The 15,875-nt window shown below is 71.6% G+C and carries 16 protein-coding genes; 11 read left to right on the top strand and 5 right to left on the bottom strand.

What is annotated here, in order from left to right:
* Both RMN98_RS15535 and msrA read right to left on the bottom strand, forming a co-directional pair.
* Positions 1-296 (bottom strand): hypothetical protein (locus RMN98_RS15535; protein WP_309649727.1); only part of this gene is annotated, 296 nt, incomplete at its 3' end.
* Positions 297-312: 16 nt separating this feature from the next.
* Positions 313-960 carry a peptide-methionine (S)-S-oxide reductase MsrA gene (msrA, locus tag RMN98_RS15530; RefSeq protein ID WP_309649726.1) on the bottom strand — a complete coding sequence of 216 codons (648 nt, stop codon included), beginning with the start codon at positions 958-960 and terminating at the stop codon, positions 313-315.
* 85 nt (positions 961-1,045) lie between these two features.
* Between msrA and RMN98_RS15525 the strand changes: the two genes are divergently transcribed.
* From RMN98_RS15525 to ilvA, 4 genes are read left to right on the top strand one after another with little or no spacing between them, the layout of a single operon-like run.
* On the top strand, positions 1,046-2,209 hold the full coding sequence (locus tag RMN98_RS15525) for a cystathionine gamma-synthase (protein ID WP_309649725.1): 1,164 nt from the start codon (positions 1,046-1,048) through the stop codon (positions 2,207-2,209).
* Entirely contained in the window at positions 2,196-3,644 is a 1,449-nt protein-coding gene (locus RMN98_RS15520) for a glutamate mutase L (RefSeq protein ID WP_309649724.1), read from the top strand. The genes RMN98_RS15525 and RMN98_RS15520 overlap by 14 nt, the downstream gene beginning before the upstream one ends.
* Before the next feature lie 4 nt (positions 3,645-3,648).
* Positions 3,649-4,998, top strand: a complete 1,350-nt coding sequence (locus RMN98_RS15515; protein ID WP_309649723.1) for an AI-2E family transporter — start codon at positions 3,649-3,651, stop codon at positions 4,996-4,998.
* Positions 4,991-6,208, top strand: a complete 1,218-nt coding sequence (gene ilvA / locus RMN98_RS15510) for a threonine ammonia-lyase (RefSeq protein WP_309649722.1) — start codon at positions 4,991-4,993, stop codon at positions 6,206-6,208. The genes RMN98_RS15515 and ilvA overlap by 8 nt, the downstream gene beginning before the upstream one ends.
* A gap of 1 nt (position 6,209) precedes the next feature.
* Here ilvA and greA read toward each other — a convergent pair whose 3' ends face one another.
* Both greA and RMN98_RS15500 read right to left on the bottom strand, forming a co-directional pair.
* A complete protein-coding gene (gene greA, locus RMN98_RS15505; protein ID WP_309649721.1) occupies positions 6,210-6,716 on the bottom strand; it encodes a transcription elongation factor GreA in 507 nt (168 codons plus the stop codon).
* A 188-nt stretch (positions 6,717-6,904) separates the two neighbouring features.
* Complete coding sequence (locus tag RMN98_RS15500; protein WP_309649720.1) at positions 6,905-7,345, bottom strand: DUF4307 domain-containing protein; 441 nt, start codon at positions 7,343-7,345, stop codon at positions 6,905-6,907.
* 29 nt (positions 7,346-7,374) lie between these two features.
* Here RMN98_RS15500 and mca point away from each other — a divergent pair, with 29 nt between their 5' ends.
* The 7 genes from mca (at position 7,375) to RMN98_RS15465 (ending at position 15,427) form a co-directional block, all read left to right on the top strand.
* Entirely contained in the window at positions 7,375-8,271 is an 897-nt protein-coding gene (gene mca, locus RMN98_RS15495) for a mycothiol conjugate amidase Mca (protein ID WP_309649719.1), read from the top strand.
* Positions 8,272-8,283: 12 nt separating this feature from the next.
* Complete coding sequence (locus RMN98_RS15490) at positions 8,284-8,505, top strand: hypothetical protein (RefSeq protein ID WP_309649718.1); 222 nt, start codon at positions 8,284-8,286, stop codon at positions 8,503-8,505.
* A 17-nt stretch (positions 8,506-8,522) separates the two neighbouring features.
* On the top strand, positions 8,523-9,401 hold the full coding sequence (locus RMN98_RS15485; RefSeq protein ID WP_309649717.1) for an endonuclease/exonuclease/phosphatase family protein: 879 nt from the start codon (positions 8,523-8,525) through the stop codon (positions 9,399-9,401).
* A 63-nt stretch (positions 9,402-9,464) separates the two neighbouring features.
* Positions 9,465-10,547 carry an endonuclease/exonuclease/phosphatase family protein gene (locus RMN98_RS15480; RefSeq protein ID WP_309649716.1) on the top strand — a complete coding sequence of 361 codons (1,083 nt, stop codon included), beginning with the start codon at positions 9,465-9,467 and terminating at the stop codon, positions 10,545-10,547.
* A 118-nt stretch (positions 10,548-10,665) separates the two neighbouring features.
* A complete protein-coding gene (locus tag RMN98_RS15475) occupies positions 10,666-12,036 on the top strand; it encodes a protein kinase domain-containing protein (protein WP_309649715.1) in 1,371 nt (456 codons plus the stop codon).
* A gap of 51 nt (positions 12,037-12,087) precedes the next feature.
* Positions 12,088-13,662: a peptide chain release factor 3 gene (locus RMN98_RS15470; RefSeq protein WP_309649714.1), complete on the top strand. Its 1,575-nt coding sequence runs from the start codon at positions 12,088-12,090 to the stop codon at positions 13,660-13,662.
* A gap of 79 nt (positions 13,663-13,741) precedes the next feature.
* The gene (locus tag RMN98_RS15465; protein ID WP_309649713.1) at positions 13,742-15,427 is read left to right on the top strand and encodes a ribonuclease J; all 1,686 of its coding nucleotides are present in this window, start codon (positions 13,742-13,744) and stop codon (positions 15,425-15,427) included.
* Positions 15,428-15,472: 45 nt separating this feature from the next.
* Here RMN98_RS15465 and RMN98_RS15460 read toward each other — a convergent pair.
* On the bottom strand, positions 15,473-15,875 hold a 403-nt coding region (locus RMN98_RS15460; RefSeq protein WP_309649712.1), incomplete at its 5' end, for a HipA domain-containing protein.

Here is a 15,875-nt window from a genome sequence, read left to right as displayed (position 1 = left end):
ATCGCCGAGCCTGCCAGGAGGCGGCTCTCCTCAGTGGCACCCATCCTCACCGCGAACCTCTCGGGCTCGTTACCGGCGATCTGCGCAGCCGTCTCAACCACGTAGACGCCGCGGCGACGACCGTCGTTCGAGACCTCGGCCCACACTCGGTCAATCAGCGGCTCGAGGGCCACGCCCCCGGCCGCCCCGACGACTGCACCGACGGGGCCGCCCACGGCAGCGCCCGCGAGCCCGCCCAGTCCCGCGGCAACCGCTCGCTGAGGCAGGTTGTTCTTGCTGTCGGAGGAACTTTCCATCGGCCGTGACCTGCCCCTAGGCCTCGCTCGGGAACTTGACCCCGGTGTTCGCGTGGCATCGGTAGCCATTTACGTGCTTTGCGAGGTACTGCTGGTGGTGGTCCTCGGCGTAGTAGTACGTCGGCACCTCGCGCACCTCGGTGGTGATCTCGCCCAGACCGCGACGGGCCAGCTCGGCGCCGTAGACGTCGGTCAGCTCACGGGCCACCTTCTCCTGCTCGGGGGAGGTGAAGTAGATCGCGGAGCGGTACTGCGTGCCGACGTCGTTGCCCTGGCGCATCCCCTGCGTGGGGTCGTGGACCTCGAAGAAGCGCTTCACCAGGTCGGCGAAGGAGACCTGCGCGGGGTCGAAGACGACGCGCACGGCCTCGGTGTGCGCGGTGCGGCCCGAGCAGACCTCGTCGTACGACGGGTGCGGGGTGTGCCCTCCGGCGTAGCCCACCGACGTCGACCAGACACCCGGCAGCTGCCAGTAGATCTCCTCGGCGCCCCAGAAGCAGCCGAGCCCGAAGAGCGCGACCTCGTAGCCCGCGGGAGCCTCGTCGGTGACGACCGGCGTGCCGAGCACGACGTGCTTGTCGGTGAGGTGGAAGTTGCGCTCGCTGCGACCGGGCAGGGCCTGGTCGGGGGCGACGAGCTCGGTCTTGGTGCGCGAGAAGAACACGGTGACTCCTTCGGTCGGTCTGTCCAGTGTGCAACACCGCCAAGGGCCCGATCCTTCCCCGTCCGGGCACCGCTAGCCTCGGAGGATGAGCGAGCAGCAGCACATCACCAAGTCCGGCTTCGAGACGCGTGCGATCCACGCCGGCTACGAGCCCGACCCGACGACCGGGGCGGTCATCCCGCCGATCTACGCGACGTCGACCTACAAGCAGGACGGCGTCGGCGGCCTGCGCGGCGGCTACGAGTACAGCCGCTCCGCCAACCCGACCCGCACCGCCCTCGAGGGCGTCCTGGCGGCGCTCGAGGAGGGCGAGAAGGGCTTCGCCTTCGCCTCCGGCCTCGCCGCCGAGGACACCCTGGTCCGCACCACCTGCCGCCCCGGCGACCACGTGGTCATCCCCGACGACGCCTACGGCGGCACCTTCCGGCTCTTCGACAAGGTCGAGCAGGCCTGGGGCGTCGAGCACAGCCCCGCGGCCGTCTCCGACATCGACGCCGTGCGTGCGGCGATCCAGCCCGGCCGCACCAAGCTGGTGTGGGTCGAGACGCCGACCAACCCGCTGCTCAACATCGGGGACATCGAGGCGCTGGCCGCGGTCGCCCACGACGCCGGCGCCCTGCTCGTCGTCGACAACACCTTCGCCTCGCCCTACCTCCAGCAGCCGCTCACCCTCGGCGCCGACGTGGTGGTGCACTCGACGACCAAGTACGTCGGCGGACACTCCGACGTGGTCGGCGGCGCCCTGGTCGTGCGCGACCTCGACCTCGCCGAGCAGGTGACCTTCCACCAGAACGCCATCGGTGCCGTGCCCGGCCCCTTCGACGCGTTCCTCACCCACCGCGGCGTCAAGACGCTCGGCGTACGCATGGACCGCCACTGCGACAACGCCGAGAAGATCGTCGACTTCCTCTCCGGGCACCGGTCGATCGCGCAGGTGATCTACCCCGGTCTCGCGGAGCACCCCGGCCACGCGGTGGCGAGCCGGCAGATGAAGCGCTACGGCGGGATGATCTCCTTCCGCGTCACCGGTGGCGAGGCGCAGGCGCTGGCCGTCTGCGAGCGCACCGAGGTCTTCACGCTGGGCGAGTCGCTCGGCGGCGTCGAGTCGCTCATCGAGCACCCGGGTCGCATGACCCACGCCAGCGTCGCCGGCACCGACCTCGAGGTGCCCGCCGACCTGGTGCGCCTCAGCGTCGGCATCGAGACCGTCGAGGACCTGCTGGCGGACCTCGACCGTGCACTCGGCTGACCTGACGATCTGCGTCGACTTCGGCTCGACCTTCACCAAGGCCTCGCTGGTCGACCTGGCTGAGGGGCGCATCGTCGCCGCGGCCGAGCACCCCACCACGCTGCCCTCGGCCAGCGGTGAGGGCGACGTCCTCGACGCCTACGACGCCTGCCTGGCCGCGCTCGTCGCGACCGACCCGCGGGCGGCCGACGCACCGGTGCTCGCCTGCTCCAGCGCCGGCGGCGGCCTGCGGATCGCCGTGGTCGGCAACGAGGAGCTCGTCACGGCCGAGGCTGGTCGACGCGTGGCGCTGTCCAGCGGCGGAAAGGTCGTGGGGGTCGTGGCTGCCGGTGCGAGTCGTGTGCCGCAGCCTGCGGTCTACCGCGACCTCAGGCACACGACCCGACCCGACGTCGTCCTCCTCACCGGCGGCACCGACGGCGGCAACAGCGAGGTGCTGCTGCGGGCCGCAGCCGACCTGGTCGACAGCGGCTGGAGCGGCCCCGTCGTGGTCGCAGGCAACGCCGAGGCAGCGGCCGAGGTGGCCGCGGTCCTGGCCGACGTGCCGCACGTGATCACCGACAACGTCGTGCCCCGCATCGGTGTCCTCGAGCCCGCCGGTGCCCGTGCCGCGATCCGCGAGGTGTTCCTCTCCCACGTCATCGGCGGCAAGCACCTGAGCAGCCGCACGACCGCCAGGGGTGACACCTTCGTCGCGATGGTCCGCGGGGCGACCCCCGACGTGGTGCTCACCGGGGTCGAGCTCCTGGCCAACGGCCTCGACAGCGAGCGCCCCGGGGCCGGTGACGTGGTGGTCGTCGACGTCGGAGGAGCCACGACCGACGTGCACTCCGTCGTCGAGGTCGACCCGGAGGACGCCGGGCTCTCCCGCGAGGTGGTCGCCACCACCCCCGTCACGCGGACCGTCGAGGGCGACCTGGGCATGCGCTGGTCGGCGCTGAGCACCGTCGAGGCCGACGCCAGCCAAGGGGCCGGCCCCGGCGCCACCCCCCACGAGGAGCTCCTCGCCGCGGCCCGTCGTCGCACCGAGGACCCGGCCTTCGTGCCCGCCACGGACGCCGAGCTCGACGCGGACGAGGCGATCGCGCGGGCCGCTGTCGGCCTGGCACTGCGTCGCCACGCCGGGCGCTCCAAGGTCGTCGTCGGACCCAGCGGCCGGGTCGTCGAGCGCTCCGGCAAGGACCTGCGCGAGGTCGACCTGCTCGTCGGGTCGGGAGGCGTGCTGCGCCACGGACGTGAGGGCGTCTCCGAGCGGGTCCTCGCCGGCAGCGTCGGTGCCGACCTGGAGGGCGGGTGGCAGCTGCCGGAACGAGCCCGCGTGGTCGTCGACACGGCGTACGTCCTGGCGGCCGTGGGGCTGCTCGCGGACGCCCACCCGGAGGCGGCCTACCGCCTCGCCCGACGCCTGATCGACCCCGTCGCTGATCTAGTCTGACGCCGTGAGCAACGACGACCCCACGCCCGCAGTGCCTGAGGAGTCCGACGACTCACGACGCCGGCTGCTGCCGCGTCGACCGCGTGGCGCGGACGCGCTCGTCGACGCCCAGTCCAGCGAGGAGCGCATCACCCAGCGCCTGGCCCAGCAGTGGGCGGCGATGCGCGAGGAGCGGCGGCCTGAGCCCGCCCCGATCGCCGCCGGCCGGTCCAACTTCAGTCGGGCCCAGGTCCCGTGGGGTCTCGACCTCGCCGCGGCCTGGGGCTGGCGCTTCCTGGTGATCATCGCGGCCGGCTTCGTGCTGGTGAAGGCGGTCGCGTTCTTCTCGGTCATCGTGCTGCCAGCCGCCATCGCGCTGCTGATCGCCGCGCTGGTGAGCCCCGTCGTCGGCTGGATGAGCAGGCACCACGTGCCGCGTGGCCTGGCCGCGATCGTCGTGGTCCTCGGCGGCATAGGTTTCGTCGGGGCGCTGCTCACCTTCGCCGGCCAGCAGGTCGCCAACGGCGCCAACGACCTCGCCGACTCCACGGTCGAGGGCCTGGGGCAGATCAAGACCTGGCTCAAGGACGGCCCCCTCAACGCCAGCGACTCCCAGATCAACGACTGGATCAACCAGGCGCAGGACGCGATCACCAGCCGCACCGAGAACGGCGAGTTCCTCAGCCAGGTCACCGAGGTCGGCACGACGATCGGCCACGTGGTCGCCGGGTTCTTCATCGTGCTGTTCTCCAGCTACTTCTTCCTCGCCGACGGCGACCGCATCTGGGCCTGGTTCGTCCGCCTCTCGCCGCGGGCGGCCCGCCAGCACGTCGACAGCTCGGGACGGGTCGCGTGGATCTCGCTCACCCAGTTCGTCCGGGCCACGGTGCTGGTCGCGCTGGTCGACGCGGTCGGGATCATCATCGGCGCCGCGATCCTCCAGGTGCCCTTCGTGCTCGCCATCGGCGTGCTGGTCTTCCTCGGCGCCTTCATCCCGATGGTCGGCGCGACCGTCGCCGGGGTCGTGGCCGTCCTGGTCGCCCTGGTCGACCAGGGCCCGATCACGGCCCTGCTGATGCTCGGCGTCGTGGTCCTCGTCCAGCAGGTCGAGGGTCACGTGCTCCAGCCGTTCCTCATGGGCCGCTGGGTCTCGGTCCACCCCCTCGGCGTCATCTTCGCGATCGGCGCCGGCGTCCTCGTGGCCGGCATCGCCGGCGCGCTCGTCGCCGTACCTCTCGCAGCCGCGGCCAACGCCGTCGTCCAGCACCTCGCTGCCAACACCTCGCCGGGGGACGACCCGGTCGAGGAGCTCCAGGAGGACTACGAGGAGACCGGGGCGAGAGCCTCGGTCGAGCCGGAGGGCTCCGATGACTGACGTCACCGCCGGCGTCACGCTCGCCGACATCGAGGCCGCCCGCTCGGTGCTCCAGGGCGTGACCATCCAGACCCCGATCGAGGAGTCGCGCTGGCTCTCCGCGCTGGCCGGCGGCCCGGTGCTGCTCAAGTGCGAGAACCTCCAGCGCACCGGGTCGTTCAAGGCCCGCGGCGCCTACCTCCGCATCTCGCGTCTGACCCCCGAGGAACGCTCCCGCGGGGTCGTCGCCGCCTCCGCCGGCAACCACGCCCAGGGCGTCGCCCTGGCCGCGAGCCTGCTCGGGATCAGGTCGACCGTCTTCATGCCCGAGGGTGCGCCGATCCCCAAGGAGAAGGCGACGCGGGCCTACGGCGCCGACGTGGTCTTCGAGGGCCGTTTCCTCGAGGACTCCCTCAGGGCTGCCCGCGCGTTCGAGGCCGAGACCGGCGCGGTGCTGATCCACCCCTTCGACCACGTCGACATCGTCGCGGGCCAAGGCACCTGCGGGATCGAGGTCGTCGAGCAGGTCCCCGACCTGAGGACGGTGCTCGTGCCGACCGGCGGGGGAGGGCTGCTCGCCGGCATGGCGATCGCGATCAAGTCGCTGCGCCCCGACGTCCGCGTCGTCGGCGTGCAGGCGGCGGGCGCCGCTGCCTACCCCGCGTCGCTCGCCCAGGGACACCCGGTGGCGCTGACCACGATGAAGACCATGGCCGACGGCATCGCAGTGGGCCTGCCCGGTGAGGTCACGTTCGCCGCCGTGCGTGACTACGTCGACGACATCATCACGGTCTCGGAGGAGTCGATGTCACGGGCGCTGCTCGCGCTCGTCGAGCGGGCCAAGATGATCGTCGAGCCGGCCGGCGGTGCGGCCGTCGCGGCGATGCTCGACCATCCGACCGCCTTCGAGACCCCGGCCGTCGCGGTGCTCTCGGGCGGCAACATCGACCCGCTGCTGCTCGGCAAGGTCATCCGGCACGGGATGGCGGCCGCCGGACGCTACCTCAACCTGCGGGTCAACATCCCCGACACCCCGGGCGGGCTCGCCCGACTGCTGGGCGAGGTCGGCGACGCCGGTGCCAACGTGCTCGAGGTGATGCACGAGCGGATCTCGCCGGCGCTGCACCTCGACGAGGTCGAGGTCCACCTCCAGCTCGAGACGCGCGGCGAGCCGCACGCCGAGCGGGTGCTGACCCGGCTGCGGGCGTGCGGCTACCGCGTCTTCGAGTGACTCAGGACCCGGTGTAGGGCGTCGCCTCGACGATGACGACCTCGAGCATCTTGCCGTTGGGCGCCTCGTAGGAGACGGTCTCGCCCGTCTTGTGTCCGTTGATGGCCGAGCCGAGCGGCGACTGGGGCGAGTAGGCGGTCAGGCCCTCGGGCTCGATCTCGCGGGCGCCGAGGAGGAACGTCTCGGTCTCGTCGTCGGCGTCGCCGACGAAGCGGTAGGTCACGACCATGCCGGGCTGGACGATCCCGTCGTCGGAGGGCGTCTCGCCGACCTCGGCGCGACGGAGCATGTCCTCGAGCTGGAGGATCCGGCCCTCGAGCTTGCCCTGCTCCTCGCGGGCGGCGTGGTAACCGCCGTTCTCCTTGAGGTCTCCCTCGTCGCGCGCCGCGCTGATGCGGGCGATGACCTCTTCGCGCACGGGCCCCTTGAGGTTGGCGAGCTCGGCGGTGAGCTTGTCGAAGGCGTCCTGGGTGAGCCACACGGTGCCGGGAACGGACTGCTGCGTCATGGGGGTACTCCTGTGCTGCTTGATGTACGACGGTCGGACCCGCCGGGTGTTTCAGGAAGCGATGCCCGGTCCGGCGGCCACGACGTGGCGCTGCGCGGACGATCTCGGGCCCTCTCCTGGACGGCCCGGTGGGACGGTCAGAACGATGAGTCTAGCAACGGGCGCCCAGATCGCAGGTTCGAGCGCGATCAGCGGGGTCGGGTCTGGCCCTCGGCGGTGCAGCCGATGGACTCGACAGAGGTGGCCAGGCGCTCCGTGCGCACCGTCTGCTCGATCCGGTTGCCGGCCGCCGGGTCGGGGACGAAGGAGAGCTCTCCGACCACGGTGTGGTCCTCGGCGAAGGCGCGCAGCAGGCAGGTGGCCTCGACCGAGTCGTCGGCGAGCTCGATCTGCAGGACTGCCGTCGCGGTGTGGTCGTCGACCACGTCGAAGGAGATCAGCTCCGAGTCCACCGCCGGGGTGGCGTGCAGCCAGGAGGTCCAGGCCAGCCAGGACAGGAAGAGGACGGAGACGGCGACCGACGCGATCAGCACGCCCCGGCGGCGCCACGGCGAGGGGGCGCCGTAGCGGTCGGTCAGCACGGTCGCGGAGGCACCCGGATCGGCGGAGGGGGGAGTCTGCGGGCTCACCCCACCAGCGTGACACCTACGATGTAACCATGCCGCAGCACCCTCCTGCCGGCGCCCGATCGGGCCTCCGGCTGATGCACGTGCACGCCCACCCCGACGACGAGTCGAGCAAGGGCGCCGCCTCCACCGCCAAGTACGTCGCCGAGGGCGTGGACGTCCACGTCGTCACCTGCACCGGTGGCGAGCGTGGGTCGATCCTCAACCCCAAGATGGACCGCCCCGACATCCTCGCGAACATCACCGAGGTGCGCCGCCAGGAGATGGAGCGCGCCCGCGACATCCTCGGCGTGCGCCAGGACTGGCTCGGCTTCGTCGACTCCGGCTGGCCCGAGGGCGACCCCAAGCCCCCGCTGCCCGAGGGCTGCTTCGGGCTGGTCCCGCTCGAGGAGGCCACCGAGCCCCTGGTCCGGTTGATCCGCTCCTTCAAGCCCCACGTGGTCACGACGTACGACGAGCGCGGGGGCTACCCCCACCCCGACCACATCAAGTGCCACGAGGTCTCCGTCGCGGCGTTCGAGGCCGCGGGCGACCCGGACCGCTTCCCCGACGCAGGCGAGCCCTGGCAGCCCCTCAAGCTCTACTACCACCACTCGTTCAACCGCGAGCGCATGCAGAGGCTGCACGACGCGATGATCGCCCATGGCCTGGAGTCCCCGTGGGGGGAGCGGCTCCAGGAGTGGAAGCCCGAGCCCGAGTGGGACGCCCGCGTCACCACGAAGGTCCCGTGCGGGGACTACTTCGGCGTGCGCGACCAGGCGCTGCTGGCCCACGCCACCCAGATCGACCCCGACGGCTTCTGGTTCGCGCTGCCGCGCGAGATCCAGGAGAAGGTGTGGCCGACCGAGGACTTCGAGCTCGTGACGAGCCACGTCCCCTCCCAGGTGCCCGAGGACGACCTGTTCGCGGGCATCCTCGACCCCGCCTGAGACACTGGAGCCATGGACGCCGTGATGCCGCTGATCTTCCCCCTCGTGGAGCAGGGCCCCGAGCCCGAGGACGTGGTCGCCGGCTGGACCGCCTTCGGACTCTTCGGCCTGCTCATCCTCGCCGTGGTCATCCTCGGCTTCAGCCTCACCAAGCACCTGAAGAAGGCTGCGAGCAACGAGCAGGAAGGTCTCTTCGGCACCACGCCGGAGAAGTCCGAGCCCACCTCCACCTGATCGCCTACCGTCGACGGGTGCGCCTCCCGACGACCCGAGCCCCCCGCCGTACGGCGTGCGGTGCGGTCGCGGGCCTGCTCGCGCTGGTGCTCGGCTCGCTGACCTCCGCGGGCCCGAGTGCGGGGCAGGCGGCTGCTCCGGCGGCTGCCGCTCGCTACGCCTCGATCAAGGTCGCGACGTTCAACGTGCTCGGCAGCCAGCACACCCGCGGCCCGGGTGGCCGCGGCCCGGGGAAGGCGCGGGCCAGGATCACCAGCGACCTCGTCATCGCCAAGCGGCTCGACCTGGTGGCGTTCCAGGAGGTGCAGGCCGACCAGCTGCTGGTGCTGAAGCGCCGGCTGGCGGACCACCGCATCTGGCCGGCCTACCAGCTCGGCCGAGGCACTCTCCGGCTCCAGATCGCCTGGCGCGAGCGGGCCTTCGACCTGGTCGACCGCGGCACCCTCGTGACCAAGTTCGTCGGGCAGAACCGTCCGGTGCCCTGGGTGCTGCTGCGCCACCGTGCCTCGGGCCGACCGATCTACGTCGTGGACGTCCACAACTCACCACGAGGCCGCGAGCTCGAGCGCGACCGGGCGCTCGGACGGCAGATCAAGCTCGTCCAGCGCTTTCGTGCCACCGGTCGCACGGTCCTCGTCCTCGGGGACCTCAATGAGCGCGAGGAGGCGTTCTGCAAGGTCGTCGGGCGCACCGACCTCGTCGCCGCCAACGGTGGCTGGGTCTCCCGGAGCCGCTGCCGGCCGCCGGAGCGCGGGCTGCGGGTCGACTGGATCTTCGGCAGGGGACTGCTGGAGTTCTCCGACTACGTCGCCGACGACGGCCGACTGGTGCGCAAGGTCAGCGACCACCGGATGATCCACGCGACCGTGACGCTGCGCCACAAGCCACGCCGCTGATGGCCCTCCACGGAATGGGCCCTCGATGAGACACGTGGCGCTGGTCACCGTTATCCTTCCGTGATGCCTCGCCGACCTGCCGCCACCCGAGCCTGTCTGCTCGCGGCGACCCTCATCACCGGCGCAGCGGTCGGTGCAGGCGTCCTCAGGGCCCCCGGCCCGGTCGACGTGATGGTCGTGGAGGCCGCGTCGCGGTCGGTCGTGAGCGGCGCCGACGTCAACGCCCGCCCGGCCACCGTGTCCCGTGGTGGTGAGCGCGCGGGCGACCTCGCGCCGGCCGCCCAGACCTCGGAGCGCACCTCCGACAAGGCCCGCCGGGACCGCCCGGACGCCGGCTCGCTCGTGCGGATCCCGCGCTTCAAGGTGGCCCGGACGACCGAGCCGATCGAGAAGCTCCCGCCCGGCCCCGTGCCCGGAGACCCGTTCTCCTTCCGGATCGGCACCCTCAACATCCTCGGCAGCCAGCACAAGAGCGGCGGCACCAGCCGCGCGTCCGCGCTGGCGGGCGCCATCCAGGGCCGCGGCGTGGACATCGTCGGCCTGCAGGAGGTCCAGGACGACCAGCTCGCGGTCCTGCAGAACCAGCTCTCCGGCTACACCGTCTGGCCCGGGCAGTCCCTCGGCAACCAGGGTGTCCGGCTCCAGATCGCCTGGCGCGACTCGCTGTTCTCGCTCGTCGACACCGGCTCGATCACCACGACCTTCGACCACCAGCAGCGCCCGATCCCGTGGGTCCTGCTGGAGGATCGTGCGACGCAGGGGCAGTTCTACGTCATCGACGTGCACAACTCCCCGCGCGACCAGGAGGGGGACCGTGACTCCGCCACCGGCGAGGAGATCGCGCTCATCAACGAGCTGCGCAGCACCGGCAAGCCCGTCTTCATCGTGGGCGACATGAACGAGCACACCGAGTTCTTCTGCCGAGTCGCTGCCTCGACCGGGATGGTCGGCTCCAACGGCGCCTACTACTCCGGCGGCTGCAACACCGGTGCCGGTCCCATCAAGATCGACTGGATCCTCGGCTCGGGCGGTGAGGTCGACTTCTCCGGCCACGTCGTCGACTACGGCGACCCGATCCGCTACGCGACCGACCACGCCTTCGTGCACGCCGACGTGCAGGTCACCCCGCTCATCTCTCAGGGCTGATCTCAGGGCTGACGCTCCGCCGCGCACGACCGCCTGCCCGGCTGTCTGGACCTGGGTTTGCCGCGCCCGCCCTGAGGGCACCGGTGGTCGACGGGCCGCTGGGGGTCCGTCAGTGACGATGACCGAGGCCCTCCTGATGACGACGCGCGACGACGACCTCCACGTCGATCCCGACCGCACGCACGCGGTCCCGGACATGGCCGTCCTGCTGGACGACACCACCGGCGCCATGCCCGACTCCTCGCCCGACCAGGGCTGGCTGGGCGAGCGCTACGTGCTCGATGCCGTCGTCGGTCGTGGGGGAGTCGGTGACGTGCACCGGGCGACCGACACGCTGCTGCACCGCCCCGTCGCGGTGAAGGTGCTGCGCGAGCGCACGGCCACCGAGGTCGACCGGGTCCGCTTCCGGTCGGAGGCCCGCACGCTCGCCGCCCTCACCCACCCCGGGCTGGTGACGGTGCTCGACGTCGGCGACACCGAGGGCCGGCCCTTCCTGGTGATGGAGCTGGTCGAGGGCAGCACGCTCTCCGGGGTGCTGGCCGACGGGCCGCTCCCCGTCGCGGAGTCGGCACGCATCCTGGCCCGGGTGGCCGAGGCACTGGCCTACGCCCACGGCCGCGGCGTGGTCCACCGCGACGTCAAGCCCGGCAACGTGCTGCTCGGGGACGACGGGCGGGTCAAGCTGGCCGACTTCGGCATCGCGCGGCTCGTCGGCGACAACGTGCGGCACACGCTGCCCGGCACGTTGATCGGCACGGTCGCCTACCTCGCCCCGGAGCAGGTGACCGGCGACGAGCTCACCCAGGCCGTCGACGTCTACGCGCTGGGCCTGGTCCTCCTCGAGTCCGTGACCGGCGTCAAGGCCTACTCCGGTCCGGTGGTGGAAGCCGCGTTGGCGCGCCTGTCGCGACCTCCCCACGTGCCGGTCGAGCTCCCGGCACGCGTGCGTGACCTGGTGCACGCCATGACCGCCATCGACCCGGCACTGCGGCCCACCGCCGCCCACGTCGCCGACGAGCTCGCCCACGTCGCGCGCGAGGAGCGTGGCGCCGGTCTGCCGTTGCCGTCCGCCGCGCTGGCCGGACGACGCTGGTCCTCCCGCCCGGGCCTCGCGGCCGCCGCCGTGCTCGTCGCGCTCGCCCTCGCAGCCGGCAGCGGGCTGCTCGGCGGGGGAGCACCGAGCGAGGCCGACCGGCCCTCGTCCGCAGCCTCCATGGCGACGACCGGTGCGTCCTCGCCCACCGCAACCCTTCGTCGTACGACGAACGGGGGCGGCGCGCAGGCCGCGCCGACGCAGGAGGTGGCCGCGGCCGCGACCCGGACTGGTCCGCGTCAGGGCGACCAGCAGGGCTCGAGGCCCGTGGCCAAGGGACCGGCCAAGGCGAAGCACGGGGCCCAGGGACACGGCGCGAACAAGGCCGAGCGGAAGGGCAGGGCCAAGGCCAAGGGCACGTCGAAGGGCGGGTCGAAGGGCAAGGGCCGCCGCTGACGGAGGCGTCGTTTCGGTGACCGCACCCGGGACTCGATAGGTTGGGGGGCGATGACCACCGCTTCCGACCCCCGCCCCCGCCGTACCTTCGCGGTCATCAGCCACCCCGACGCCGGCAAGTCGACGCTGACCGAGGCGCTCGCGCTGCACGCGCACGTCATCTCCGAGGCCGGCGCGGTGCACGGCAAGGCCGGGCGTCGTGGGACGGTCTCGGACTGGATGGAGATGGAGCGGGCGCGCGGGATCTCGATCACCTCGGCCGCGCTGCAGTTCGACTACCGCGACCACGTGGTCAACCTGGTCGACACTCCCGGTCACTCCGACTTCTCCGAGGACACCTACCGGGTGCTCTCCGCCGTCGACTCGGCCGTGATGCTGGTCGACGCCGCCAAGGGCCTCGAGCCGCAGACGCTCAAGCTCTTCCAGGTGTGCGCCCACCGCGGGATCCCGGTCATCACCGTGATCAACAAGTGGGACCGTCCCGGCCTCGACGCCCTCGAGCTGATGGACGAGATCGAGAAGGAGATCGGCCTCAAGCCGACGCCCCTGACCTGGCCGGTCGGGCAGTCCGGCGACTTCCACGGCGTGCTCGACCGCCGCAGCGGCCAGTTCATCCACTTCACCCGCACGGCCGGCGGCGCGACGCGGGCGCCGGAGAAGGTCGTCACACCCGACGAGGCCGAGGCCGTCGCCGGCGACGCCTGGGCCGCTGCCCTCGAGGGCCACGAGCTCCTCGAGATGGACGGCGGCGACCACGACCAGGAGCAGTTCCTGGCCGGTCGCACCACCCCGGTCCTCTTCGCCTCCGCCCTGCAGAACTTCGGCGTCGCCCAGCTCCTCGAGATCCTCCTGGAGCTGGCGCCGGCCCCGTCGGCCACGCCGGCGGTGGACGGGTCGCTGCGCGCGGTCGACGACGAGTTCAGCGCGTTCGTCTTCAAGGTCCAGTCGGGCATGGACGCCGCCCACCGCGACCGGCTCGCCTACGCACGGGTCTGCTCGGGCGTCTTCCAGCGCGGCATGGTGGTCCAGCACGGCGAGACCGGCAAGCCCTTCGCGACCAAGTACGCCCAGGCGGTCTTCGGTCGTGAGCGCACCGTCGTCGAGACCGCGTTGCCCGGCGACATCGTGGGGCTGGTCAACGCCTCGGCCCTGCGGGTGGGCGACACGATCTACGAGGGCCGGGCGGTGCAGTACCCGCCCATCGCCAGCTTCGCCCCCGAGCACTTCATGTCGGCCCGCGCCGCCGACACCGGCCGCTACAAGCAGTTCCGTCGTGGCATCGAGCAGATGGACCAGGAGGGCGTGGTCCAGGTCCTGCGCTCCGACCTGCGTGGCGACCAGTCGCCGGTGCTCGCCGCGGTCGGCCCCATGCAGTTCGAGGTCGTGACGGCGCGCATGGAGAGCGAGTTCAAGGCCGCCATCAAGCTCGACCGGCTCGACTTCCAGCTCGCCATGCTGACCGACCTCGAGGGCTCCCAGGTCCTCAACGGCGTGCGCGGCGTCGAGGTCATGCGCCGCTCGGACGGCGCGTGGCTGGCGCTCTTCCCCGACAAGTGGCGGGCCCACACCGCGGCCCGCGACAATCCCGACATCTTCCTCGAGGCCCTGCCCGCCAGCGGCGGCTGAGACCTCGCACACCCCAGACTCTGCCGCGACCGCGGCCCAGACACATCCGCACCACGTCAGAACCAGATCGGAGCTCACCATGAGCCATCCCCACCCTGAGCTGCACAAGCCGCCCGCACTCCCGAAGGGCGGCCTGCGCGTCGTCGCGCTCGGCGGCCTCGGCGAGATCGGTCGCAACATGACCGTCTTCGAGCACGAGGGCAAGCTGCTCGTCGTCGACTGCGGGGTGCTCTTCCCCGAGGAGCACCAGCCCGGCGTCGACGTGATCCTGCCCGACTTCAGCTGGATCCGGGACCGCCTCGACTCCATCGTCGGCATCGTGCTCACGCACGGCCACGAGGACCACATCGGCGGCGTCCCCTACCTCCTGCGCGAGCGCAAGGACATCCCGCTCATCGGCTCCAAGCTCACGCTGGCGCTGATCACCGAGAAGCTGAAGGAGCACCAGATCCGGCCGGTCCGCAACGAGGTCGCCGAGGGTGACCGCTCGTCGTACGGGCCGTTCGACCTGGAGTTCCTCGCGGTCAACCACTCCATCCCCGACGGTCTCGCGGTCGCGATCCGCACCGCGGCCGGCCTCGTGCTGGCCACCGGCGACTTCAAGATGGACCAGTTCCCCCTCGACAAGCGCATCACCGACCTGCGCGGCTTCGCGCGGCTCGGTGAGGAGGGGGTCGACCTGTTCATGACCGACTCCACCAACGCCGAGGTGCCGGGCTTCACGACGTCCGAGCGCGACCTGTCGCCGGCCATCGAGCAGGTCTTCCGCACCGCGCCCCGCCGGGTCATCGTGTCCAGCTTCGCCAGCCACGTGCACCGCATCCAGCAGGTGCTCGACACCGCGCACGCCCACGGCCGCAAGGTCTCCTTCGTCGGGCGCTCCATGGTCCGCAACATGGGCGTGGCCAAGGACCTGGGCTACCTCAAGGTCCCCGACAACCTCATCGTGCCGCTCGACCAGCTCGAGCGGATGCCCCCCAACAAGGCCACGCTGATCTGCACCGGCTCGCAGGGCGAGCCGCTCGCCGCGCTCTCGCGGATGGCCAGCCGCGACCACAAGATCCGCGTGGGGGAGGGCGACACGATCCTGATGGCCAGCTCGGTCATCCCCGGCAACGAGAACGCCATCTCCAACGTCATCAACGGCCTGACCCGCTGGGGCGCCAACGTCGTGCACAAGGGCAACGCCAAGGTGCACGTCTCGGGCCACGCCAGCGCCGGTGAGCTCGTCTACTGCTACAACATCGTCAAGCCGCGCAACGTGATGCCGATCCACGGCGAGTACCGCCACCTGCGCGCCAACGCCGACCTCGCCATCAGCACCGGCATGGACCCCAAGACGGTCGTGCTCGCCGAGGACGGCGTCGTCGTCGACCTCGTGGACGGCAAGGTCTCGGTCACCGGCAAGGTGGCCGCCGGCAACATCTACGTCGACGCGCAGACCGTCGGTGGAGTCACCGAGGCGACCCTCAAGGACCGGCGCACGCTGGCCGAGGAGGGTGTCGTCACGGTGCTCGCCATCGTCGACGCCGACACCGGCGCGCTGGCCGACCCGCCGGACTTCCTGGTCCGTGGCTTCGTGCACGAGAAGGGCGCCTTCGACCCCGCGACCGCGGTCATCGAGCGCACCCTGGCGCGGGCCGCGTCCGAGGGCATCGGCGACGCCCGCCAGCTCGAGCAGATGCTGGCGCGCGACGTGGGCCGCTGGGCGCACAAGACGTTCCGGCGCAGCCCGCTGATCATCCCGATCGTCATCGACGCCTGAACCCGACCACCGGCACGGAGTCTCGTTGGACGAGGCGGCCGGCGGCTACACGGGTCGCCACGATCGTCGAGCCCACATGGCCTCCAGCTTGGCGAGAACGTCCTGGGTGCCGTCTGGGAGCGGGACCGCGTGGGCGGCTTCCCACGTCGCCTCGAGGACGTGCTCGACGGTGCCCTGTGCGCGGGTCTTGCTCATGCCCCAGGTGACGGCCTCTGAGACGAGGTCGTCGGCGTCGACCCAGTCGAGGCTGGTGCGGCCGTGGATGACGTGCCCCGTGTTCTTGAACCGGGCGGCCACATACCGCACTGGTGCCGCGTCGTAGAGCGGAGCAAGCGAGACCTCGCCGCGACGGCCGAGCATCAGCGAGTAGTTCTTCGAGTGTGCGTCGCCGTTGCCGATGACGACGTTGAACGTGACCAGGGAGAGCAGGTCGCGACGGAAGCCGTCG

The organism is Nocardioides sp. (assembly GCF_031397825.1).
GTDB lineage: Bacteria > Actinomycetota > Actinomycetes > Propionibacteriales > Nocardioidaceae > Nocardioides.
Note: the sequence above shows the minus strand (reverse complement) of the source record. Positions and strands in the feature narration are given on the sequence as shown.

Coding starts and splice junctions, on each gene's coding strand:
- RMN98_RS15525 (WP_309649725.1), top strand. CDS start 1,046: ATGAGCGAGCAGCAGCACATCACCAAGTCCGGCTTCGAGACGCGTGCG.
- ilvA (WP_309649722.1), top strand. CDS start 4,991: ATGACTGACGTCACCGCCGGCGTCACGCTCGCCGACATCGAGGCCGCC.
- greA (WP_309649721.1), bottom strand. CDS start 6,716: ATGACGCAGCAGTCCGTTCCCGGCACCGTGTGGCTCACCCAGGACGCC.
- mca (WP_309649719.1), top strand. CDS start 7,375: ATGCCGCAGCACCCTCCTGCCGGCGCCCGATCGGGCCTCCGGCTGATG.
- RMN98_RS15490 (WP_309649718.1), top strand. CDS start 8,284: ATGGACGCCGTGATGCCGCTGATCTTCCCCCTCGTGGAGCAGGGCCCC.
- RMN98_RS15480 (WP_309649716.1), top strand. CDS start 9,465: ATGCCTCGCCGACCTGCCGCCACCCGAGCCTGTCTGCTCGCGGCGACC.
- RMN98_RS15475 (WP_309649715.1), top strand. CDS start 10,666: ATGACCGAGGCCCTCCTGATGACGACGCGCGACGACGACCTCCACGTC.
- RMN98_RS15470 (WP_309649714.1), top strand. CDS start 12,088: ATGACCACCGCTTCCGACCCCCGCCCCCGCCGTACCTTCGCGGTCATC.
- RMN98_RS15465 (WP_309649713.1), top strand. CDS start 13,742: ATGAGCCATCCCCACCCTGAGCTGCACAAGCCGCCCGCACTCCCGAAG.